General features: G+C 53.7%; 19 protein-coding genes and 1 other RNA gene. 13 read left to right on the top strand and 7 right to left on the bottom strand.

Going from position 1 to position 21950, the window contains the following annotated elements:
* Positions 1-5: 5 nt before the first annotated feature.
* The gene (locus ELY38_RS15620; protein ID WP_127063152.1) at positions 6-2609 is read left to right on the top strand and encodes an EAL domain-containing protein; all 2604 of its coding nucleotides are present in this window, start codon (positions 6-8) and stop codon (positions 2607-2609) included.
* Between the two features lie 31 nt (positions 2610-2640).
* Here the strand turns inward: ELY38_RS15620 and nhaD are convergent, their stop codons facing one another.
* Positions 2641-4122 carry a sodium:proton antiporter NhaD gene (gene nhaD / locus ELY38_RS15615; protein WP_127063151.1) on the bottom strand — a complete coding sequence of 494 codons (1482 nt, stop codon included), beginning with the start codon at positions 4120-4122 and terminating at the stop codon, positions 2641-2643.
* A gap of 516 nt (positions 4123-4638) precedes the next feature.
* On the opposite strand from nhaD, the gene ELY38_RS15610 reads away from it, so the two are divergent.
* The gene (locus tag ELY38_RS15610) at positions 4639-5607 is read left to right on the top strand and encodes a TAXI family TRAP transporter solute-binding subunit (protein ID WP_127063150.1); all 969 of its coding nucleotides are present in this window, start codon (positions 4639-4641) and stop codon (positions 5605-5607) included.
* A gap of 84 nt (positions 5608-5691) precedes the next feature.
* A complete protein-coding gene (locus ELY38_RS15605) occupies positions 5692-7482 on the top strand; it encodes a TRAP transporter permease (RefSeq protein WP_127063149.1) in 1791 nt (596 codons plus the stop codon).
* A gap of 46 nt (positions 7483-7528) precedes the next feature.
* Here ELY38_RS15605 and ELY38_RS15600 read toward each other — a convergent pair whose 3' ends face one another.
* Both ELY38_RS15600 and ELY38_RS15595 read right to left on the bottom strand, forming a co-directional pair.
* Entirely contained in the window at positions 7529-8074 is a 546-nt protein-coding gene (locus tag ELY38_RS15600) for a hypothetical protein (RefSeq protein ID WP_127063148.1), read from the bottom strand.
* Positions 8075-8142: 68 nt separating this feature from the next.
* Positions 8143-9102, bottom strand: coding sequence for a calcium/sodium antiporter (locus tag ELY38_RS15595; protein WP_127063320.1), 960 nt, complete (start codon positions 9100-9102; stop codon positions 8143-8145).
* Between the two features lie 257 nt (positions 9103-9359).
* Here ELY38_RS15595 and ELY38_RS15590 point away from each other — a divergent pair, with 257 nt between their 5' ends.
* The 4 genes from ELY38_RS15590 (at position 9360) to ELY38_RS15575 (ending at position 13023) form a co-directional block, all read left to right on the top strand.
* A complete protein-coding gene (locus tag ELY38_RS15590; protein WP_127063147.1) occupies positions 9360-10058 on the top strand; it encodes a metal-binding protein ZinT in 699 nt (232 codons plus the stop codon).
* A gap of 149 nt (positions 10059-10207) precedes the next feature.
* Positions 10208-10612, top strand: coding sequence for a lysozyme inhibitor LprI family protein (locus ELY38_RS15585; RefSeq protein ID WP_246009162.1), 405 nt, complete (start codon positions 10208-10210; stop codon positions 10610-10612).
* Between the two features lie 228 nt (positions 10613-10840).
* Positions 10841-12202, top strand: coding sequence for a GntP family permease (locus ELY38_RS15580; RefSeq protein ID WP_127063146.1), 1362 nt, complete (start codon positions 10841-10843; stop codon positions 12200-12202).
* 164 nt (positions 12203-12366) lie between these two features.
* On the top strand, positions 12367-13023 hold the full coding sequence (locus ELY38_RS15575; protein ID WP_127063145.1) for an SOS response-associated peptidase: 657 nt from the start codon (positions 12367-12369) through the stop codon (positions 13021-13023).
* A 118-nt stretch (positions 13024-13141) separates the two neighbouring features.
* On the opposite strand, the gene ssrA is transcribed toward ELY38_RS15575, so the two are convergent.
* Both ssrA and smpB read right to left on the bottom strand, forming a co-directional pair.
* Positions 13142-13521, bottom strand: a transfer-messenger RNA (tmRNA) gene (ssrA, locus tag ELY38_RS15570).
* 44 nt (positions 13522-13565) lie between these two features.
* Entirely contained in the window at positions 13566-14057 is a 492-nt protein-coding gene (gene smpB, locus ELY38_RS15565) for an SsrA-binding protein SmpB (RefSeq protein ID WP_127063144.1), read from the bottom strand.
* Positions 14058-14183: 126 nt separating this feature from the next.
* Between smpB and ELY38_RS15560 the strand changes: the two genes are divergently transcribed.
* The gene (locus ELY38_RS15560) at positions 14184-14618 is read left to right on the top strand and encodes a type II toxin-antitoxin system RatA family toxin (RefSeq protein ID WP_127063143.1); all 435 of its coding nucleotides are present in this window, start codon (positions 14184-14186) and stop codon (positions 14616-14618) included.
* Positions 14608-14919 carry an RnfH family protein gene (locus ELY38_RS15555; RefSeq protein ID WP_127063142.1) on the top strand — a complete coding sequence of 104 codons (312 nt, stop codon included), beginning with the start codon at positions 14608-14610 and terminating at the stop codon, positions 14917-14919. The genes ELY38_RS15560 and ELY38_RS15555 overlap by 11 nt, the downstream gene beginning before the upstream one ends.
* 3 nt (positions 14920-14922) lie before the next feature.
* Here ELY38_RS15555 and bamE read toward each other — a convergent pair whose 3' ends face one another.
* Positions 14923-15393 carry an outer membrane protein assembly factor BamE gene (gene bamE / locus ELY38_RS15550; RefSeq protein ID WP_127063318.1) on the bottom strand — a complete coding sequence of 157 codons (471 nt, stop codon included), beginning with the start codon at positions 15391-15393 and terminating at the stop codon, positions 14923-14925.
* A 72-nt stretch (positions 15394-15465) separates the two neighbouring features.
* On the opposite strand from bamE, the gene fur reads away from it, so the two are divergent.
* Positions 15466-15918, top strand: coding sequence for a ferric iron uptake transcriptional regulator (fur, locus tag ELY38_RS15545; RefSeq protein WP_127063141.1), 453 nt, complete (start codon positions 15466-15468; stop codon positions 15916-15918).
* Between the two features lie 114 nt (positions 15919-16032).
* Here fur and recN read toward each other — a convergent pair whose 3' ends face one another.
* Positions 16033-17706 carry a DNA repair protein RecN gene (gene recN, locus ELY38_RS15540; RefSeq protein ID WP_127063140.1) on the bottom strand — a complete coding sequence of 558 codons (1674 nt, stop codon included), beginning with the start codon at positions 17704-17706 and terminating at the stop codon, positions 16033-16035.
* A gap of 223 nt (positions 17707-17929) precedes the next feature.
* On the opposite strand from recN, the gene grpE reads away from it, so the two are divergent.
* The 3 genes from grpE (at position 17930) to dnaJ (ending at position 21903) form a co-directional block, all read left to right on the top strand.
* Entirely contained in the window at positions 17930-18559 is a 630-nt protein-coding gene (gene grpE, locus ELY38_RS15535; protein ID WP_127063139.1) for a nucleotide exchange factor GrpE, read from the top strand.
* Positions 18560-18688: 129 nt separating this feature from the next.
* Positions 18689-20620, top strand: a complete 1932-nt coding sequence (gene dnaK, locus ELY38_RS15530) for a molecular chaperone DnaK (protein ID WP_127063138.1) — start codon at positions 18689-18691, stop codon at positions 20618-20620.
* Positions 20621-20745: 125 nt separating this feature from the next.
* Positions 20746-21903 (top strand): molecular chaperone DnaJ, encoded by a 1158-nt coding sequence (dnaJ, locus tag ELY38_RS15525; RefSeq protein WP_127063137.1) that lies wholly within the window; start codon positions 20746-20748, stop codon positions 21901-21903.
* Positions 21904-21950: the final 47 nt, after the last annotated feature.

Raw genomic sequence — 21950 nt, 5'->3', positions numbered from 1 at the left:
CTATCATGTCTGCAGCGTTAGATGCATCTGGCTGCGACCGTCTGCCTAGGCAAACGCTTTCTTTCAGCCTGCCACAGCGATGGGTCTTGAGGGCGGGTTTGCTGCTGGGCGGTTTGGGCTTGGCGTTTCCAAGCACCGCTAACGAAACGTTGCTGGTGGGGGTCTATCACAATCCGCCCAAGCTATTTGTCGACGAACAGGGGCAAATGCGGGGCATCCTGGGCGAATTGCTTGAGGCGATAGCTAGGCAGGAGCAGTGGACCCTTGAAAGTATCGCCTGTGAATTTCAGCACTGCCTTGACCTGCTTGAGCACGGCGATATTGATCTGGTCCCTGACGTGGCCTGGAGCGAAGAGCGTGCTGGCTACTTGGCGTTTCATAACGAACCCATCATGCATACTTGGTCGCAGCTCTATCAGCATGAAGGGCAGGGGGTGGAGGCGATCCTTGACCTTGAGCAAAAGCGCGTTGCGGTGGTCAACGGCTCTATCCAGCAAGACTATCTAAAGGCGGTAACCGAGCGTTTTAATGTGGAAGTCGCCTGGCAGACAGTAGACAGCTACGCCGAAGGATTCCAGGCTGTCGCCATGGGCGATGCGGATCTGGCGGTTTCAGAGCATCTATTTGGCGATTGGCGAGCGCATCATTACGGCCTTTATGAAACGCCGGTCATCTTTCAGTCGATTCGGCTTTTTTATGCGGGCTCGCCCACGTTATCGAAAACGGTGCTTGAACAGATAGATGACGTACTGCGCCGCTGGAAACAGGACCCTGGGTCTGAGTACTTTAAAACGCTGCGAATCTGGCAAGCCGAACCGACGTCTACAGACGGCATTCCTGCCTGGGTATGGTGGTGTCTGGGGCTGTTGGTCGCTTTTAGTTTACTCGCGCTTGGCTGTGCCTTGTGGCTTAGGCGGCGTATGGCGTTTAATCGGGCGCAGCTGAATGCCAATGAAAAGGTGCTGGCGACGATTCTGGATAGTGTTGACGCCTGTATTTATATCAAAACTCCTTCGCTGCATTATCAGTATGTCAATCGGCGGGTTAGCGAACTTTTTGGGCTGCCAGTCGAGCAGATTCTGGGCAAGCGTGACGATGCATTTTTTGATAGTGAAACGGCCAAGGAAATTGCCCTGACCGACCGCAGCGTCCTGGAGTCAGGCAAGAAGATAACCATTGAAGAGAGCAACGTACTGCAAGGCAAACACGATGTGCGGACGTTCCTGACCATCAAAATGCCCCTGCTACTGTTTCCAGGGCAACCCGCCAGTTTGTGTGGCATCTCAACCGAACTGACCGACTATCTGGAAATGCAGTCGCGCTCTAACCATCTGGCATTTTACGATGCGCTTACCGGGCTTCCCAATCGACGTTTATTGATGGAGTCGCTGACTTGGGAGATCGAACAGGAAAATACCGCGCGGCCATATAGTGCACTACTGGTGATCGATCTGGATAATTTTCATCGGGTGAATGATATACAGGGCCATGAGTGCGGTGATCAGCTGTTGATCAACGTAGCCAAGCACTTGCACCAGCATTTGCCTGAAGGCGCCGTGCTGGCCCGGTTCAGTGGTGATGAGTTCGTTGCCTTGCTGGCGAAGCTGGGAGAGCACAAAGCGGATGCTGCATTAAGCGCTGAACGCGCCGCCCGGCAATTGTTGGATGCTGTCTCCCAGCTGCGCACAGATCACTCGCTGCCGGTAAGCGCCAGCATCGGGATTGCCCTGTTTGATGGCGCCGACCATAGCATGAACAGCGTACTCCAGCAGGCCGATTTGGCATTACAACAGGCCAAGACGGCGGGAGGCAATACACTGCGCTTTTTCAATCTGGAGATGCAAACCCGGCTGATTGAGCGGGCAAACCTTGAAGCGGATTTGCACTATGCATTGGCCCGTAATGAGCTGGCGCTGCATTATCAGCGGCAAGTAGACCACCAGGGCGTAACGGTCGGCGTTGAAGCGTTGCTGCGTTGGAATCATCCCCAGCGGGGCTGGGTGCCACCCTCAACGTTTATCCCTCTGGCTGAAGAGAATGGCCTTATTCTACCGATTGGCTATTGGGTGCTGCAGTCTGCCTGCGAGCAGCTCGCTGCGTGGTCAAATCAGGCCGCCTATAGAGCGCTCACTATTTCCGTCAACGTAAGTTCGGTGCAGTTTCAGCAGCCTGAATTTGTTCGTAATCTGGAAGGCCTGCTGGCCCAGACTCAGGCACCGCCAGGGCGGCTGGTGCTGGAGGTAACTGAAAGTTTACTAATGCACGAGCCAACCCGGGTACGCAATACCATGCTTAAATTGCGCGCTCAGGGTATTCGTTTTGCGATTGACGACTTTGGTACCGGCTACTCTTCGCTCAGCTATCTTAAGCGGCTACCCCTGGATGAACTAAAGATTGACCAATCTTTTGTCAGGGAGCTTTTGATGGATAGAGCTGACGCGGCCATTGTTGATACCATCATACTGCTGGCAGTGAGCTTGGGGTTAACCGTTGTGGCCGAAGGTGTTGAGAAAAAAGAGCAGCTTGATTGGCTGAAAGGGCATGGCTGCTATCGCTATCAAGGGTATCTGTTTGGACGCCCCATGCCCATTGAAAAGCTGTTTGAATAACGCCCTTGGCAGGGCGTTATAATTTAAAGCGTTAATACACGGTAAAGCTGTCCGCATTAAGCCACAAGTGAACGGCAATGCTGGCAATGTAGCCGAGTAGAATAACCGGCGTCCAGCGCAAGTGACCCATAAAGGTATAGGATCCCCGCGCCTGGCCCATGACTGCGACACCTGCTGCTGAACCAATGGAGAGCAGACTGCCGCCTACGCCCGCAGTCAGGGTAATCAACAGCCAATGACCATGAGACATGTCAGGCTGCATGGTCAATACGGCAAACATCACTGGGATGTTGTCCACCACTGCAGAAACCACGCCAAGCACAATGTTGGCCCACGTTGCATCCCAGTTGCTGTAAAGCGCTTCAGACATCAGGCCAAGATAGCCCATGAATCCAAGACCACCCACGCACATCACCACGCCGTAGAAGAACAGCAAAGTGTCCCACTCGGCCCGTGCCACACGGTTGAAGACATCAAACGGTACCACACTACCCAGTTGCGCCAGCTTCTTGGTATCGCCGCGACGACTATAGCGTTCACGTTTGCGCTCAAGGGATCGAGGAAGGCTTTTACGCAGATAGAAACCGAAGAATTGAAGGTAGCCAAGCCCAGTCATCATACCGAGTACCGGCGGAAGGTGCAGGACAGTGTGGCAGATAACGGCGGTCAGAATGGTGAGCAAGAAAAGCCCGATAATACGCCGCGCGCCGCGTTTAAGAAGAACCTCTTCATACACACTGGCAGGTTTTTGATTCTTGATGAACAAGCTCATGACCAGCGCCGGAATAAGAAAATTAACCAGCGAAGGCAAGAACAGCGTAAAGAACTCCTGAAACTGAATAATGCCCGCCTGCCATACCATCAGCGTGGTAATGTCGCCAAAGGGGCTAAAAGCGCCTCCCGCATTGGCTGCTACCACGATATTGATACACGCCAGGTTGATGAAACGTTTGTCGCCTTCAGCCACCTTGGTGATAACGGCACACATCAAAAGTGCAGTGGTCAGGTTGTCGGCAATCGGGGAGAGGATAAAGGCTAGCCCTCCGGTCAGCCAGAAAAGCGTGCGGTAGTTAAACCCTTTACGAAGCATCCAGGAACGCAGGGCATCAAACACCCGTCGTTCTTCCATGGCGTTGATATACGTCATGGCGACAAGCAGGAATAGCATTAGCTCGGTGAATTCTAAAAGTGTCATGCGAAATGCATATTCCGAGGCGTCCGACATGCCATTTTGAACATATACCCAGCCGATAAGGCCCCAGATAATCCCGGCGGCAACCAGTACCGGTTTGGACTTACGCATATGAATTTTTTCTTCTGCCATCACCAGGGCATACGCTAAAACAAAAATAGCCACAGCAAAAAAGCCAATGGCAGTGGACGTTAAGTCAAGTTCGCCGGTAACAGCAAAAGTAGGTGTGCTATAGCTATAGAGTATTAACAAGGCCGCTAACAAAAAAAGCCAGCGACGAGAAGCTCGTGGCTGGCTGTGGGCATTATAGTGCGTCAGCATGGTGTATTTATCCTTATTAAAAGGGAGTGGGAAGGGTTAGAAATCCTTATTAGTGTAACAAGCCTTCACCGTAGCGAAATAAAGAATAAAACAGAATATAAAAGGAAGATTGATGACAAATCACATCTTTTTTTAGCAAATTAACCATTTAGCTAATGGTAATTTTTTCAATAAAATGTAATTCAAAAAAGAATAAGAAATTGTGTGGTGATGCTAAGCCAATTTTTAAGTTAAGCGCATAATAATAAGACTAATGGATAGTGGAAAGCTCTAATATCAACTTAATCAGTATTATTGATTTATTTTATTTCCTAACAATAGTAGACGGTGGAGGCGCATTTTAGCGGAGTACCTGCACTTACGTTCGTCTAGGTAGCGTGTTCCGGCCGAGCATTTTACATGCTATGTTGGCTGGCCCCAGATGCTGTTCGCACCTAGGTCCGTTGAGGCACGCCATATCTTCAGCGCGACAATAAAATCAGACCGTTAAGGTCGCTGGATATCAGGAAATAACACATGCTCCCTTTTTTACGCTTTGCCCTACGCACGCCCTTGCTTGTTGCTACCACACTTTCATTGAGTTTGGCAGCCCAGGCGGAAACTCGAGTTACCTATAAATCGGCAACGGCGGGAACGGCTTATTACCAGATGGGCGTAGAGTTATCAGAAGCCATCCGTCAGGGCACAGATGACAACATCACTCTTACTCTAGAAGAGAGTCAAGGCTCTGTGCAAAACGTGATGGAAGTCATGGCGCGCCAAGGCAACTATGTCTTTACCACGCCGCCAGCACTGGTCGAACAGGCAGTGGCGGGTGAAGGGCCTTTTGCCGAACGCCAGAGCCCGCGCTTTCAAGAGATTCGTGGCCTGTTTCCTATCCCAGCGATTACCATGCACTTCATACTGGCAAAGGACAAAGGCGTGGTGGGGATTGAAGCGCTTGAGGACAAGCATATCCTGATTGGCCGGGGCACCTTTGGCGCCCGGGAAGCCGCTCGTTACCTAACACTGTTTGGGTTGGAGGAACAGGTGCAGATCGCCGATGCTGCCTTGGGCAGTGGCCCCGATGCGTTGAAAAACGGCCAGATCGATGGTTTTGTAACCGCAAGCTCTTACCCGACGCCTAATATTATTGAGGTGGCTGCGAGTATGCCGATTGCGATGGTGAGCCTCACTGACGAGCAGATCGGCATGACCGAAGCGTCGCGACAGGTTATTCCGGGCGGTACCTATCCAGGTATTGATGAGGATGTACAAACCACATCGCTGCCGGTCATGGCGTATACCACGTCGCAGATGGATGACGATACTGCATATACGCTGACCAGAACCTTCTGGGAGCGCCGTGATGCCATGGCTGAAGAGGCTGCATGGTGGGGCGGTATTACGACAGAACAGCTTGGTAACATGGCCGGTACACTGCACCCTGGCGCCCTGCGTTATTACGAGGAAGCAGGTATCGACATTCCCGCATCGCTGCGTTAATTCTCTCTAGGCAGTGTCGACGCCACGAAGACCGCTTCGTGGCGTCGCTATTTATTGATGGCTCGTTTCTGACAGGCATAAGGCATGACTCTTTTTTCAACTTTAACGCCAGACAGTGAGGCGCCAGCCGCTCATGGCTGGGTAGCGCTGGGTACCTTAAGCGTAATTTTTCACTTGGGACTCATCTTTTACGGTTTAACCCCAGCGTTGATTAGTCGGCCATTACATATGGCGTTACTGCTGCCATGGGTATTGATATTTATGGCCAAAACGCCCTGGCAGCGGGTGAGTGGCTGGATACTGACAGCGCTCGGCGTGGCAGCCTGTGGCTATATTGCCTTTAATGAAGCGTCGCTTGCCAATCAATACGGATTTATCGATAACCACCTGCAAATGGGCATTGGGCTTTTCTTGATTGCCCTGGCACTTGAAGCGGCACGCCGGGCCATTGGCTGGCCCTTGCCGCTGGTTGCATTGCTCGCCTTGCTTTATGGCGCTTTTGGCCAGTATGTTCCAGGCACGTTTGGTCATCCCGGTATTCCTCTGCAAAGCATGGTGGGTACGCTCACCATTGCCGAAGGTGGACTCTGGGGATCGCTTACCGGTGTCAGTGTGGGCGTAGTGGCGATATTTGTTATTTTTGGCGCGGTGCTTAATGCTGGTGAAGCGGGCCAAGGGTTTATGAATCTGGCAAGTGCCGTGGCGGGCAGGTTAACCGGTGGCGCGGCTAAAGTCTCGGTGATCTCTTCAGCACTAATGGGGTCAATTTCCGGGTCGGCTTCAGCCAACGTGGCGTCTACCGGGGCGATCACCATTCCTTCAATGGTGCGCTTGCGTTATCCAAAATCCTTGGCAGGGGCGGTGGAAGCAGTAGCTTCTTCAGGCGGGCAAATCATGCCGCCGTTAATGGGGGCGGGGGCGTTTGTCATGGTCGAGCTGACCGGAACTCCTTATACGCAAATTATGGCGGCTGCCGTTTTGCCGGCGTTTCTATACTTTCTTACCGTTTGGATGGGTATCAATGCTTACGCCACCCGGCATGACCTACTGCCTTTATCTGAAAGCGAGCAGCCTCATCGTAAGGAGGTATTGATTACCTCGCTATTTTTTGCGGTGCCTTTTAGTCTGCTTCTGTGGTGTATTTTTATAGGCGGATATACCCCTCAATATGCGGCGAGTATTGCCATATTTGCTGGGCTGGCACTTTTGGTCTTTAACGTCACACTCCGCTTCTCCCTAGTTGGTTTTGTCGCCCGTTTCTCGTTCGCCATGGTGACCGCCGGGCGGCAGATAGCAATGATTGGCGCCATCATTATTTGTGCCTCTCTTGTGATAGGCGTGCTCTCATTGACAGGGCTTGGGGTGAAAATTACTTCCGGTATCCTGTCTCTTTCCAATGATATGCTATGGCCCGCGCTTTTGTTGACGGCGCTGGCCTGTTTAATTTTAGGTATGGAAGTTCCCACCACGGCGGCCTATGTCATTTGTGTGTCGGTGGCGGGGCCTGCACTGACATCGCTAGGACTTGAGCCACTACTCGCTCACTTGTTTGTCTTCTGGTATGCGCTGCTATCAACGATTACACCGCCTGTGTGTGGTGGTGTGTTTATCGCAGCGGGCATGGTGGGGGAAAACTGGCTTAAGGTAGCACTGAAGTCCATGGCGTTGGGCATCGGGTTGTATCTGATTCCGCTGGCAATGGTGGCTAACCCTGACATGATTCGGCTTGCCTTCGATCCTGCTGGCGCATTGTTCGATACCGCCAAGGTGGCCGTAGGGCTGAGCGCCATTTCCTTCGGCATCATTGCACGCAAAGCGCTATGGCTGCGCCTGATGCTTGTGGTGGTGGGTGCGCTTATTATCTTCGCGTTCTAACCTTTGCCTGGTTCGCCGCTGCCGGTTTGCGCTAACGTTAAACGCGCTAAAGGTGCAGCGGCGAATTCTTATCCAGCGACGCAGTAGTGTAGATAACCCAGGTATCGATAGCCGGTCCAAGTGAGCGCATTAATTGTAAGGTATCAGGCGCCTTGGCCAGTGCTTCCTCCGCGCAAATACCGGCCTGATAGTGACCCTCCATCAATCCGTTGGCAACGTCCACCGTTGTTGGTGCTTCGATAATTGTCTTGAATGCGCTTAAATCAGTGTAATAACGCGTGGCAGGCTGTAGCGCGACGTGCTCTGGTTCGGGAGTGTCACGGCGAACGAGAAGCGCCAATGGTTTGCTGCCAGCAATAAACGCATCCACTGGAAAGGCGCGATGCATATAGCGACCTACGCAGTCGGCATGGCTGAAATGGGCCGTACATTGCAGTACATGGGTCAACTCACCGGCTAACAGCGCGTCGAAAGCCATCTCGAACGTGTCAAAGAAAACGCACTGCCCACCTTGCGGTGCCCGGCGTTTGAGATAGCGCCAAGCAATCAGCGCATGATTATTGCCTTCAGGCCCAAGGGTACCAAGAATCAAAGCGTTTTCTCATATAGTTAACGAAGACCCAATATAACGCAGCGCTGGAGAGTACGTTTACGATACTACTAACTAATTACTGTAAAGCTGGCTGCCAAATATGCGATATAGCCAAGCAACAGCAAGCTGCCTTCTCCCCGTGACAGGCGCAGGCCAGTGTAGAGAAATGCGATGAGAAGCGCAGATGCGCCCAGCATCACCCATTGATCAAACGTTGCCATGCGCTCAACAAGCGCTAACGGTTGCAAAAAGGCGGACACGCCCAGTATGCCGAGTATATTAAAGATATTGCTGCCTAGAATGTTACCCACTGCCACGTCGGCATGACGGCGCAGGGCCGCAATGACCGAGACGGCAAGCTCAGGTAAAGAAGTACCCACCGCCACAATGGTAAGCCCAATGACCGCTTCTGAAATACCCAGTGCCTGGGCAATGCCGATGGCACCATAAAGCAGCAGTTGGGAGCCACCGATCAGCAGGGCCAGCCCGCCGATTAAAGCCACCACAATAAAGAGCGTACTACTAGGCAGCTTGGTGACTTCGTTTGCCTCGGCAGTATGTAACTCGGCAGAAGGGGAGTGCTGGCCACTTTCACTTTGATACGCCCATATCAGATAGGCCGCCAGGCTTATGAGAAGTAGCACCGCATCGAAGCGGCCCAGGCTACCGTTGAAAGCTAAAACAATAAACAGTCCTGCAGCCAGCATCATTACCAGCCCATCGCGCTTGAGCGCCTGTGGCTGGGTGGTCAGCGGGCAGATAAGAGCACAAAGGCCAAGAATCAATAAGATATTGCCAATATTGCTGCCGACTACGTTGCCAATTGCGATGTCGGGCTGTTGGTTCATAGCGGCGTGAATCGACACCACCAGCTCGGGCGATGAGGTGCCAAACCCCACGATGACCAGCCCGGTAAACAGAGGTGATACGCCCAGCCGCTTCGCTCCGGCCACGGCGCCGCGAATCAGTCCTTCACCGCCTAGGGTTAAAAGCGCAATACCAGCTAATAAACTCAGTCCATACAGCAGCATAAGACACTCCAAAGCGAAGCCTGAAGTTCAGGCGAAACCTACATTAGCGACTATAGACAGCCATTAGTTAGATGGCGAGGTTAAGGTATTGTCGTAAAGGGGCCTGACGGCAATGAATGGGGTGATCAGAGCAGGCTACCCTAGGGCGCGGAGTAGGTTTTCAAAAAACTAAATTGATACGTGAAATGTTATATCGTATCTTTATGGGGTGATGCAGTTTGATCTTGAACCATACTTCAAAAAAGGATCGCACCATGGCGCTACTTTCAGCAAAATCACTCAGCGCGTTAGCCATCAGCTCGCTGGCGCTGACGGGTATTCAGTTTGTTGTTGCAGATGACAAGCATGAACACCACGATCATGACCATAGCCATTCACATGGCCATTCACACGATCACGGACATGATCACAACAATGATATCTACTCGGGCTATTTTGATGATGAACAGGTGGCGGACCGTTCGTTGTCCGATTGGGAAGGCGATTGGCAGTCCGTCTACCCCTATCTAGAAGATGGCACGCTGGATGAGGTGTTTGCCTATAAAGCGGAGCATGGAGATAAAACAGCTGAAGAGTACAAGGAGTACTACAACACGGGTTATAAGACAGCGGTTGAGCGTATCGTTATCGACGGTAACAACATTACCTTCTATGAAGGCGGAGAAGAGAGCACGGGCGAGTATCAATACGATGGCTATGAAATTTTAACCTATGAAGCAGGCAACCGCGGTGTACGGTTCATTTTCGAACTAGTGGATGATGACGCTGCTGACAATCTTCCTCAATACATTCAATTCAGCGATCACGACATTTACCCGACCGATGCTCATCACTTCCACCTTTACTGGGGCGATGACCGCGCAGCGCTGCTTGATGAAGTCACCCATTGGCCGACGTACTATCCATCTGATTTAAACGGTGATGAAATCGCGGAAGAAATGATCGCTCACTGAGATTGAGTCGTCGTTTCTATAGTTAGGGTATCAACAAGGCGCCAGTAGAAATGCTGGCGCCTTGATGTTATAGGAGCATGAAAAAGGAGCTAACCTGTAAGGTAGATAGTATCTATATTGTCGTTTTGGCTTTTAAACCAGCAATAAGGATGACGATGCGATTATTGTCACTATGGGCAGGTGTGGGGCTTTTAATCTCCAATGGTTTTGTAAGTGCCAGCGACGAGTGCGATAGCCCTAACACACAGACGGAAATGACCCAATGCTCGGCGCAGACGTATCAAGCGGCCGATGACGAACTTAACGAGGCTTATCAAGCGCTGGTCGGAAGACTTGCAAATAATGAGTTGTCGCTTGAAAAACTCAGGGCGGCCCAGCGCAAGTGGATTGGTTTTCGTGATGCCGAGTGTGCGTTCGAGAGTAGCGCGGTAGAAGGCGGTAGCGCCCAGCCCATGGTACGCAACGGCTGCCTTGAAGTACTCACGAAAGCGCGAACGCAGAGACTGCAAGAGCATGCCAGCTGCGAAGAAGGTGACCTGAGTTGCGTCAGGTAAGCAAACACAAAGACTGTTGTTAGATATGAAAAAGCACCTGAGGGGGCTTTTTTCGAAAGGGCACCTAGTGAAATACATCACGTTCTCAATATATACCGCATAGCTTTTCACCCTCTTATGTACGTCATATAACCGCTTCGGGTACATTGTGTGGCTGCTTGAGCGACAAAGTGCTGGGCGCAAGGTGATACGCATCGCATTGAATAAACAACTATTCAGGGGAAAAGCATGGGGTTGGTCTTAATATTGTTAATAGTGGTGGGGTTTATTGTGCTTGCCACCAGCAAGTGGAAAGTGCATCCCTTCCTGGCGCTTTTAGGCGCGGCCTTTATAGCGGCCTTTGCTTACCGGTTACCCATTGACTCGGTCGTCAGTACGATCACCTCAGGGTTTGGGGGCATTCTAGGCTACATAGGCCTGGTGATTGTGTTGGGCACCATCATTGGGGTGATCCTGGAGAAAAGTGGGGCGGCTATTACCATGGCCGATTTTATTATTGCCCGACTGGGGGACCGCTTTCCTACGCTGACGATGTCAATGATTGGTTATATCGTCTCGATTCCGGTTTTTTGCGATTCCGGTTTTATCATTCTCAATTCGCTCAAGGAGTCACTGGCCAAAAAGCTGCATACCTCCTCAATTACGATGAGCGTGGCACTCGCCACTGGCCTTTATGCCACGCACACCTTTGTGCCCCCAACGCCTGGCCCTATTGCGGCGGCAGGCAACCTGGGGCTGGAGTCCAATCTGGGGTTAGTGATTGCCGCGGGCATTCCCATTGCCGCTGTCGCGGCCATCGCCGGTATGCTTTGGGCGAAACGTTTTGCGCATACGGCCCCTGACGTGCACGACACGCCCCAGCACGCTGATGACCAATGGCAGGATTGGGAAGCGCTCAAGGCAAGCTACGGGCGTCTTCCTGGGCCAATGGCGGCGTTTGCTCCTATCGTCGTGCCCATCTTGCTTATTTGTATCGGCACGATTGCCCGTCTGCCGGCAGCGCCTGTCGGTGACGGAGCGGTAATGGACATACTCAGCCTGCTCGGGCAGCCGTTAACAGCCCTGCTGATTGGCCTGCTGCTTTCCTGCACCTTGCTAAAAAGCGATGACAAGATTGCAGAGTTCAGCGAGCGTATCAGCGAAGGTATTCTGGCGGCAGCGCCTATTTTGCTGATTACCGGTGCCGGGGGCGCTTTTGGTGCCGTGCTTAGTGCCTCGCCGCTGGGTGATTACTTGGGTAGCACGCTATCCACGCTGGGTATCGGTATCCTGATGCCGTTTATTGTATCGGCCGGGCTGAAATCAGCACAGGGTTCTTCCACGGTGGCGCTTGTGACTACATCCGCACTAGTAGCCCCTATGCTGGACTCGTTAGGCCTGGGCAGTGATATCGGGCGTACGCTCACGGTGATGGCTATCGGAGCCGGTGCCATGACGGTCTCGCATGCCAACGACAGTTTCTTCTGGGTCGTCTCGCGCTTTAGCCGTATGAGCGTGGGGCTTGCCTACCGGGCACAAACGATGGCAACGCTCGTTCAGGGCGTTACCGCGATGCTCTTGGTGTACGGGCTATCGTTGGTGCTGTTGTAAAGAGTGCCTATTGCCTTAGGTCTGTAGTGCCCCTGACCGCACATTAAATTGTCAGGGGCTGCTATGGTGCCATCAAGTGAGGCACGTAGCAGAACTGTGAAACATAGACGATGAGTATCGTTGGCTGAAGGTGCTCTAATAAAATATTGAGCTATGCTTCGCTTATGTGTGGACGATTCGCATTATTCAGCCCGTTAGAACGTTTGGCCAACAGGGTCGGCGCTTCAGCGCCTGAGAATACACTAAGGCCGCGCTACAACGTTGCACCGGGCACTTGGATCGCTGCCATCCACCAGCCTTCAGAAGACGCGGCACCAATAGTTGACGAGATGTGGTGGGGGTATCGTCCGAAGTGGGCGAAAGGGTCGGGTAATCAGCCGATCAATGCCCGGGTGGAGACGGTAGCTACCAACGCCTATTTCAAATCAGCTTTCGCAAAACATCGGTGTTTGATACCAGCGGACGGCTGGTATGAGTGGGTTAAGAATTCGAAGCCCAAGCAGCCTTATTTCATTTGTCGAAAGGATCGAGAGCCGCTGTTCTTTGCAGGCATTTTCACTGAGCGTGATGATGGCAGTTTAGGCTGCGCTATTGTTACGGAGCCTGGGCGGGGTAGTGCTGCCGAGGTGCATGACCGGATGCCATTGATTCTTGATGACGATAGCCTCGAACACTGGTTGGCACCTGACATCACGGATCACGAGACAATCAAGCAAATGGTGCGGCATATCGATGCGGATCTGATCGAGTACTGGCCGGTGAGTACTGCTGTCAACAAGCCAGCGGAAGGGCAGGGCGATGAGTTGATCAACCCAGCTTGAGCGGCGATTTTAAGAAAAAATGCTGACCAAAATATTGGCCAAGCTATACCTAAAACAGCTTTTTACAGGCTATAGGCACAAAAAAAGCACCTAAAGGTGCTTGATTTGTAGGGGTGTCTGGTGGAGGCGGCGGGAATTGAACCCGCGTCCGCCAGCACGCGCCTATTGGCTCTACATGCTTAGATTTCGTCATTTGCTTTAACGCAACTGACTCCGACGATCAGGATTCAGCCACGCGAGCCTTCTAAAGTTTAACGGTTGACGAGAAGACACCACCAACCGCGATCCTATCAGCTTTAGCTCATATCCCCGCCGCGATGAATAGGCACATCACTTTGGGGCCAGACAAGAAGCTAACAGAGTTTAAGCTGCTAGCGCGCCTTGAGCGTAGTTTTCGTCATTTGCGACTATTTTTCGTGATGTGGGATTTACGAGATACATCACGCTCTCGGCATGCACCGCAAGGGTTGTCACCGGCGTCGAAACCATGTCGCCCCCTTATTCAGAGCCGTATTCTAACGTGCTCAGAACCAATTGACCAGTTATGCCTTATTATGTTCCCGCATAATCCGACCTTTTTGACGGCTCCAATCGCGATCCTTCTCGGTGGCGCGTTTGTCGTGCAGCTGTTTACCGGTCACCAGCGCCAGTTCGCACTTCACTTTATTGCGCTTCCAGTAGAGTTTGAGCGGCACACAGGTATGCCCCTTGTCTTGGGTGACCGAGAAGATCTTGGCGATCTCTTTACGGTGCAGCAACAGTTTGCGTGTGCGTGTAGGGTCAGCAATTTCGTGAGTACTTGCCGTATTGAGCGGCATGATGTGGCTGCCGAGCAGAAAGGCCTCGCCGTTACGCACCAGAATATAGGTGTCGGTAAGCTGGGCTTTACCCGCGCGCAGGCTCTTGACCTCCCAACCGGCAAGGGCTAAGCCTGCTTCGAAAGTCTCATCAATATGGTACTCGAATCTTGCCTTCTTGTTCTGGGCAATAACGCTGCTGCTAGGGCCCTTGCTGTTACCTTTCTTAGTGGCCATGAAACCTCATCATTAATCTGTCAGTGGCATCCCCTTTGTTATGCGGGGAGGCGTGATACCATTCAAGGTCTGAATAAATGTTTCCCATGATACGCTTTGGGCACTGTGAAGTCAGCGGAGAGGTCAATGCCAACCGTCAATCGTTCTGCCTTAGTGCGGCACACCCCCCAGCAAATGTTCGATTTGGTTAACGATTTCGAACACTATCCCGAGTTCTTACCGGGCTGTCGTCGGGCACGCCTGCTTGAGCGCGATACAACCCACCTGATCGGGGAAATGACCCTGGGTCGTGCGGGGGTGGAGCAAACTATCACGACACGCAATGACCTGTTTGCCCCGGAGCGAATCGAGCTCTCGCTGGTAAAAGGGCCATTCAAGCGCTTGAAAGGGCGCTGGCTATTTACCCCGATGGGCGAGAATGCCTGCAAGGTGAGCCTGGAAATGGAATTCGAGTTTGCCAGCCGCCTGTTGAGCATGGCATTTGGCAAGCTGTTCCAACAGATTGCCGGGCAGCTTGTGGAAGCCTTCACCAAGCGCGCTGACGAGCTGTATGGCCGCTAGTAGCCTCGCGGTAGAGGTAGCCTTTGCCTTGCCGCATAAACAGCGTCTGGTCGCCCTAAGCGTGCCTGCAGGCACCACAGCCCGCCAGGCCGTAACGCTTGCCAATCTGCCTGAGCTATTTCCTGAACTGCCTGAGGAGACGTTCAGCAAAGCGCCGCTGGGCATTTTCGGCAAAGCGTTACGCCACCCCGATACGCAGGTGCTGCGTACCGGGGATCGCGTGGAAGTGTACCGCCCTCTGGAAATTGACCCCAAGGCCGCCCGCTTGGAACGCGCCAAACGCCAGGCAAGCGGGCAATAGCCGTTACTCGGCGCGGATCACCGGTTGCGGTGCCGGGGCTGTCTCCGGCGTTTGCGACTGTACGCGCTCTGTTGGAAGCGCATTTAGTGGGTCGGCGCCTTCAACAGCAGGCCCAACGCCGTCGTCCGTGCTTACCGGTATATCGCGCGAGAAATCGCCTTGTTGCTGCACATTGGTTAATCGGCCCATGGAGTCAAAGGTAAGCGTCACGCGTCGCTGCTCAACGCCGCCGTAAGCTTCGTCTAGCCGGTACACGTAATCCCACTGATTGGAATCAAACGGTGCTTCCATCAGCGGACGGCCCATCACGTAAGTGACCTGCTCCTGGGTCATGCCCGGTTGTAGCTGGCTAACCATCTCTTCGGTTACCAGATTGCCCTGGGGAATGTCACGTTTGTAAACACCAACGTAACTACAGCCACTTACAACGGTAAGGGCAACGGAAAGGGTGATGATGCGAGTCAATTTTTGCATTTGAGCCTGTTCTTCACTATCGTGGTTTCGGTCGATCATACCCGACCTAACCTGTTACTGCGAAGAGCAACCATGGCCGATCAGAACCATGAACTGCGCAAAGCCGGGCTGAAAGTGACCCTGCCGCGCGTCAAGATCCTGCAAATTCTCGAAAATGCTTCGGGTCAGCATCACCTTAGCGCAGAAGAAGTGTATAAAACACTGATTGATGCGGGCGAAGATGTTGGCTTGGCGACTGTCTACCGTGTACTGACTCAGTTTGAGTCAGCGGGGCTTGTGATTCGTCACAATTTTGACGGTGGTCATGCAGTCTTTGAGATGACCCAAGAAGACCATCACGACCATATGGTGTGTCTAGAGAGCGGTGAAATTATCGAGTTTCTTGATGATATCATCGAGCGTCGCCAGCAAGAGATTGCCGAAGAACACGGCTACGAGCTTGTCGATCACGCTCTGGTCCTTTATGTACGTCCCAACGGGTCGGACGTAACGCGCCAGATCAACGTGACCAGCAACAAAAAATAGGTGTTTAGCCAGCCCGCCTATTTAACCGTTGCCTAAAACCCCCATGCCGCCCCTGTTAACAGGAAGCGGCATGGGGGTATTTTGCGTGGCAGCGATTAATTGAGGAACCGGCTATCAGTGGGGTGGGCGCTGGCTGGCGTGGAGCATTTCCCGGGCGTGGGCCAGTGTCTGGTCAGAAAGCGTAACCCCGCCCAGCATGCGGGCAAGCTCGCTAATTCGGCCGCGCTCATCCAGAAGCGCCATATGGGTAAGCGTGGTATCGCGCTTGGCGCGTTTTTCGATATGCAGATGCTGGTGAGCCTGTGCCGCCACTTGAGGGAGGTGTGTCACGGTCATCACTTGGCCTTTTTTCCCCAGCTTGCGCAGCAGTTGGCCGACAATTTCCGCCGTGGCGCCTGAAATACCCACATCCACTTCATCAAATACAAGGCTTGGAATAGTGGAGTGCGAGGCTGCCACTACTTGAATGGCAAGGCTGATGCGAGAAAGCTCGCCGCCTGATGCCACCTTGGCAAGCGGGCGCGCGGGCTGGCCCGGGTTGGCGCTGATCAGGAACTGCACGTAATCCAGGCCTTCCGGGGTCGGCGTTTCCCGCGGTGATACCGCCACTTCAAAACGGGCCTTGCCCATGGCCAGAAATCCCAGTTGCTGCTGTACTTCTTTTCCTAAACGGACGGCCGCTTTCTGGCGGGCATCGCTGATCTGCTTGGCGTCGCGACGGTAGCGTTCACGATACTCGGCTACTTGGTTGCTGAGCGATTCAAGATCATCGTCGCTGGCTTCCAGCTGAGCAACTTCGCGCTGCAGGGATTCGTGCAGTGCATAAATCTCTTCCGGCGCAACATGATGCTTGCGTGCTACGCGGTGCACATCGGCCAGACGGTCCTCTACCCACGCCAGGCGCTCGGGATCAAGTTCCGTGGTGCTGGCAAGACGGTGCAGCTCACCAGATGCCTCTTCCACTTGAATGCGCGCATCAGACAGCATAGCCAGCGTATTGGCCAGGGTACCCTTGTCGCTACCCGGTAGAGCGCTCAAGCGAGCGTAAGCCTGATTGAGCAGCGACAGTGCGCCGCCTTCATCGCTTTCACAGCAGTCAGCGGCAAACTGCGTTTCACGCAGCGTCTCTTCGGCGTGGGCAAGCGTATGCTGCTCTTCTTCCAGCATCTGTAATTCGCCTTCGCCAAGGGCTAACTGATCCAGCTCTTCCACTTGGTAGCGCAATAACTGGCGCTTGGCTTCTACCTCGCTACCTTCCTCGGTGAGCTTTTTAAGCCGACGGCGGGTATTGCGCCATTCGCGAAATGTAGTGGCCAACTGGTTGCGCGCTTCCTGCAGGCCCGCATAGTCATCCAGCAGGGCCAGATGCATCTCTTCGCGCATCAACGCCTGATGGGCGTGCTGGCCGTGTATCTGGATAAGCAGCTCACCCAGAGATTTCAGGTCGCTAATGGTCGCCGGATGACCGTTGATCCAAGCCTTTGAACGCCCGCTAGCCGTGACTACCCGGCGCAGCAAGCATTCGTCGCTGGGCAGCTCACGAGCACAAAGCCATTCGATGGCGGCAGGCAGGTGCTGAATATCAAACCGGGCGGAAAGGTCGGTGCGCTCGCAGTTATGGCGAACGCTTCCCGCATCGGCGCGCTCACCCAGGCAAAGGCCTAGAGCGCCGAGCAGGATGGATTTACCGGCGCCTGTTTCCCCGGTGATGGCGGTCATGCCCTGGGTCAGGTCAAGCTCAAGGCGGTCGACAATGGCGTAATCTTGAATCGCTAGCTGAGTAAGCATGATGCCTCCTGAGGCGGTGCGACACAGAAGCTGGATACTTATCCAATAATTGGTGTTTTATACAGTAGTCGATAACTCACTTCAATGCCCCTCTTGAGATGGCTTTTATGGCCCCCATATAGCGAGCATATGATTCACCGTCCGTGTTTGACGGGCACTTATTTATAAGCATTTTGGTAACGCCGGGCATGCAAGGCCCGTCTTCACTTTTCAGGAGCATGGCATGGCTAAAGAACCGCAAACGCCGCAGGATAACGAACTGTCCCGTCAGGAGCAGGAAGCTGAATTTAACGCTCAAGATGCTGAACAGCGCCTGGTCGATGGCGAGCTGGAAGGGTTGATCAACGATGAAGCGCCGCTTGAGGGCAGCATCGCCGATCCGGAGGCGGACATCCTGGCTGCCCAGGTAGAAGAGCTTGAGCAGAGTCTGGCGGAAGCCAAAGATCAGGCGCTTCGCGCCGCTGCCGAAGCTCAGAATGTTCGCCGCCGCGCCGAACAGGAAGCCGACAAGGCGCGTAAGTTCGCGCTGGAGAAGTTCGTCAAGGATCTACTTCCTGTCGTGGATAGCCTGGAAAAAGCTCTGGAGTCCATGCAGGACGGCGCCTCTGACGTGCACCGTGAAGGTGTCTCCATGACGCTGAAAATGCAGCTCGACGTGCTGAGCCGGTTTGGCGTTGAGAGCATCGAACCCCAGGGCGAGCCCTTTGATCCTCAAGTGCATGAAGCCATGGCCATGGTGCCTAATCCGGAGCTTGAGCCCAATACCGTCATGGATGTCATGCAGAAAGGTTATTTGCTGAATGGCCGTCTGGTTCGCCCGGCAATGGTAGTGGTCAGTCAGAAGGCAAGTTAAGCCAATAGTGACATAAAGCGCAAAAAAAGCCCTTGAAAAGTCACAGGCGGCCCCCAGATAAAGGCCAACCCCGCGGGACATCCCGCAAACGTTTTAAGTAATGAGACAACTGAATTCGAGGTTTTTGCTATGGGACGCATTATTGGTATTGACCTAGGTACTACCAACTCTTGTGTGGCAGTACTTGATGGTGACAGTGCTAAAGTTATCGAAAATGCTGAGGGCGGCCGTACTACGCCTTCCATTATCGCTTACACCGATGATGGCGAAACCCTGGTAGGCCAGGCCGCTAAGCGTCAGGCGGTTACCAACCCGGAAAATACCCTGTACGCCATCAAGCGTTTGATCGGCCGTCGTTTTAAAGACGACGTCGTTCAAAAAGACATCAAGATGGTGCCTTACAAGATCGCTGAAGCCGATAACGGCGATGCGTGGGTGGAAGTTAAAGGCAAGAAAATGGCACCGCCGCAGGTAAGCGCGGAAGTGCTGAAGAAAATGAAGAAAACCGCCGAAGACTACCTGGGCGAGACCGTTACTGAAGCGGTTATTACCGTTCCGGCTTACTTCAACGACAGCCAGCGTCAGGCCACTAAAGATGCTGGCCGCATTGCCGGTCTGGACGTCAAGCGCATCATCAACGAGCCGACCGCAGCGGCCCTTGCCTATGGCATGGACAAATCGCGCGGCGATAAAACTATCGCGGTTTACGACCTGGGTGGTGGTACCTTCGATATCTCGATCATCGAGGTGGCCGATGTTGAAGGCGAAACTCAGTTTGAAGTGCTTGCCACCAACGGTGACACCTTCCTGGGTGGTGAAGATTTCGACCTGGCGCTGATCAACTACCTGGTTGACCAGTTCAAGTCTGACAGCGGTATCGACCTGTCTGGTGACAATCTGGCCATGCAGCGCCTGAAAGAAGCGGCCGAGAAAGCCAAGATCGAGCTTTCCAGCGCCCAGCAGACTGACGTCAACCTGCCTTACATCACTGCCGACAACACTGGCCCGAAACACCTTAACGTCAAGGTGACCCGTGCCAAGCTGGAGTCGTTGGTAGAAGAGCTGGTTCAGCGTTCGCTCGAGCCCTGCAAGATGGCGCTGAAAGATGCTGGCCTGTCTGCGTCTGAAATCGACGAAGTGATCCTGGTCGGCGGTCAGACCCGCATGCCGATGGTGCAGAAAAAAGCGGCTGACTTCTTTGGCAAGGAAGCGCGTAAAGACGTGAATCCGGACGAAGCGGTTGCCGTGGGTGCTGCGATTCAGGGCGGCGTACTGGGCGGCGACGTCAAGGACGTTCTGCTGCTCGACGTTACCCCGCTGACGCTGGGTATCGAAACGTTAGGTGGCGTGATGACGCCCTTGATTGAAAAGAACACCACCATCCCGACCAAGAAGACGCAAACCTTCTCAACTGCGGATGACAACCAGACGGCCGTGACCATTCACGTTGCCCAAGGTGAGCGTAAGCAGGTCGCGCAGAACAAATCACTGGGTCGTTTTGATCTCAGCGATATTCCGCCGGCACCGCGCGGTGTTCCGCAGATTGAGGTCGCGTTTGACCTGGATGCCAACGGTATCCTGAACGTATCGGCCAAAGACAAGGCGACCGGTAAAGAGCAGTCGATTGTCATTAAAGCGTCCAGCGGTCTGTCTGATGAAGAGATCGACCAAATGGTACGCGACGCTGAAGCCCACGCTGACGAAGATAAAAAATTCGAAGCGCTGGTACAGCTGCGCAACCAGGCCGACGGCATGATTCACGCCACGCGCAAAACCCTGCAGGAAGCAGGTGATAAAGCGACCGATGACGAGAAACAGGCTATCGAAACTGCGATCAGCGAGCTGGAAGAAGCCGTCAAGACTGACGATCAGGAGAACATTCAGAAGAAACTGGATGCTCTGACCGAAGCCTCAGGCCAGCTGGCGCAAAAGATGTATGCCGAGCAGGCAGAAGCGGCCCAGCAGGGTGGTGAAGGCGCTGAAGAAGCCAGTACCAAGCAGGAAGATGACGTGGTTGACGCCGAGTACGAAGAAGTCAACGACGACAAGAAACAGCAGTAATAACCTCTTTCTGCCAAGGAAGAAGGTAACGCGGGAGATGCCTCCCGCGTTGCTGTTTCCGTGGTTGAGACCCTCATCATGTGCATCGTCATCACGTGCATAGTTAACCAGGAGGCGTAGGACCCATGTCCAAACGCGATTATTATGAAGTCCTGGGTGTCGATAAAGGGGCCGATCAGAAAGAGATCAAAAAGGCCTACCGCCGCCTGGCGCAAAAATTCCACCCTGATCGAAACCCGGACGATAACACCTCGGCGGAAAAATTCCGCGAAGTGTCAGAGGCCTACGAAGTTCTAAGCGATGGCGAAAAGCGCGCGGCATATGACCAGTTTGGTCATGCCGGTGTGGATGGCCAGGGCGGCGGCTTTGGCGGCGGCGGTTTTGGTGGGGGTGGCGCTGGCGACTTTAGCGACATCTTCGGCGATGTGTTTGGCGATATTTTCGGTGGCGGCGGCGGTGGCCGTCGGCGCGGTCCCAACGCACCGGCGCGCGGCTCTGACCTGCGCTACAACCTAGAACTTGATCTGGAAAGCGCAGTGGCGGGCACCACGGTGGATATCCGTGTACCGCGTCATATCAACTGCGACCGCTGCGAAGGCGATGGCGCCGAGCCAGGCTCTACTAAAGAGACCTGCCCCACGTGTCATGGCCACGGCCAGGTGCGCATGCAGCAGGGCTTCTTTGCCGTGCAGCAAACCTGTCCGACCTGCCACGGCAATGGTCAGCACATCAAGGTGCCGTGCCATAAATGTAACGGCGAAGGCCGTGTGCGCGAAACCCGCACGCTATCGGTGAAGATTCCGCCCGGTGTGGATACCGGCGATCGCATTCGCCTTAACGGCGAAGGTGAAAGCGGCGTTAACGGTGGCCCGGCGGGCGACCTGTACGTTCAGGTAGCGATCAAGGCGCACCATATCTTCCAGCGCGACGGCAAGAACCTGCACTGCGACGTGCCGATCAACTTCGTCGATGCCGCACTCGGTGGTGAGCTTGAAGTGCCCACGCTTGATGGCCGCGTGAAGCTTAAGATTCCGCCGGAAACCCAGACCGGCAGGCTCTTCCGCCTGCGCGGCAAAGGTGTGAAGCCGGTCCGCGGCGGCGCGCCGGGCGACCTGCTCTGCAAGGTCGTCATCGAAACCCCGGTCAACCTGGGCGACGAGCAACGCGATTTGCTGCGTAAATTCCAGGAAAGCCTGGAAGGCAGCAATAGCCATAGTCATTCACCCAAGAAAACCGGCTTTTTCGACAGCGTGAAGAAGTTCTTTGAAGAGATGAAGCCGTAAGAAGCATTGCGTCTTAGTAGTCAATAAAGCCCCAGCATTGCTTAATG

It is taken from the genome of Vreelandella nanhaiensis (genome assembly GCF_003990185.1).
Classification (GTDB): Bacteria; Pseudomonadota; Gammaproteobacteria; order Pseudomonadales; family Halomonadaceae; genus Vreelandella; species Vreelandella nanhaiensis.
Note: the sequence above shows the minus strand (reverse complement) of the source record. Positions and strands in the feature narration are given on the sequence as shown.

Excerpts from the sequence above, each read along its gene's own strand:
- dnaJ (WP_127063137.1), top strand. The coding sequence starts at position 20,746 with ATGTCCAAACGCGATTATTATGAAGTCCTGGGTGTCGATAAAGGGGCC.
- fur (WP_127063141.1), top strand. The coding sequence starts at position 15,466 with ATGGCCGATCAGAACCATGAACTGCGCAAAGCCGGGCTGAAAGTGACC.
- ELY38_RS15620 (WP_127063152.1), top strand. The coding sequence starts at position 6 with ATGTCTGCAGCGTTAGATGCATCTGGCTGCGACCGTCTGCCTAGGCAA.
- smpB (WP_127063144.1), bottom strand. The coding sequence starts at position 14,057 with ATGGCCACTAAGAAAGGTAACAGCAAGGGCCCTAGCAGCAGCGTTATT.
- ELY38_RS15605 (WP_127063149.1), top strand. The coding sequence starts at position 5,692 with ATGACTCTTTTTTCAACTTTAACGCCAGACAGTGAGGCGCCAGCCGCT.
- ELY38_RS15580 (WP_127063146.1), top strand. The coding sequence starts at position 10,841 with ATGGGGTTGGTCTTAATATTGTTAATAGTGGTGGGGTTTATTGTGCTT.
- nhaD (WP_127063151.1), bottom strand. The coding sequence starts at position 4,122 with ATGCTGACGCACTATAATGCCCACAGCCAGCCACGAGCTTCTCGTCGC.
- dnaK (WP_127063138.1), top strand. The coding sequence starts at position 18,689 with ATGGGACGCATTATTGGTATTGACCTAGGTACTACCAACTCTTGTGTG.
- recN (WP_127063140.1), bottom strand. The coding sequence starts at position 17,706 with ATGCTTACTCAGCTAGCGATTCAAGATTACGCCATTGTCGACCGCCTT.
- ELY38_RS15555 (WP_127063142.1), top strand. The coding sequence starts at position 14,608 with ATGGCCGCTAGTAGCCTCGCGGTAGAGGTAGCCTTTGCCTTGCCGCAT.
- grpE (WP_127063139.1), top strand. The coding sequence starts at position 17,930 with ATGGCTAAAGAACCGCAAACGCCGCAGGATAACGAACTGTCCCGTCAG.
- ELY38_RS15610 (WP_127063150.1), top strand. The coding sequence starts at position 4,639 with ATGCTCCCTTTTTTACGCTTTGCCCTACGCACGCCCTTGCTTGTTGCT.
- ELY38_RS15575 (WP_127063145.1), top strand. The coding sequence starts at position 12,367 with ATGTGTGGACGATTCGCATTATTCAGCCCGTTAGAACGTTTGGCCAAC.
- ELY38_RS15585 (WP_246009162.1), top strand. The coding sequence starts at position 10,208 with ATGACGATGCGATTATTGTCACTATGGGCAGGTGTGGGGCTTTTAATC.
- ELY38_RS15560 (WP_127063143.1), top strand. The coding sequence starts at position 14,184 with ATGCCAACCGTCAATCGTTCTGCCTTAGTGCGGCACACCCCCCAGCAA.
- ELY38_RS15590 (WP_127063147.1), top strand. The coding sequence starts at position 9,360 with ATGGCGCTACTTTCAGCAAAATCACTCAGCGCGTTAGCCATCAGCTCG.
- bamE (WP_127063318.1), bottom strand. The coding sequence starts at position 15,393 with ATGCAAAAATTGACTCGCATCATCACCCTTTCCGTTGCCCTTACCGTT.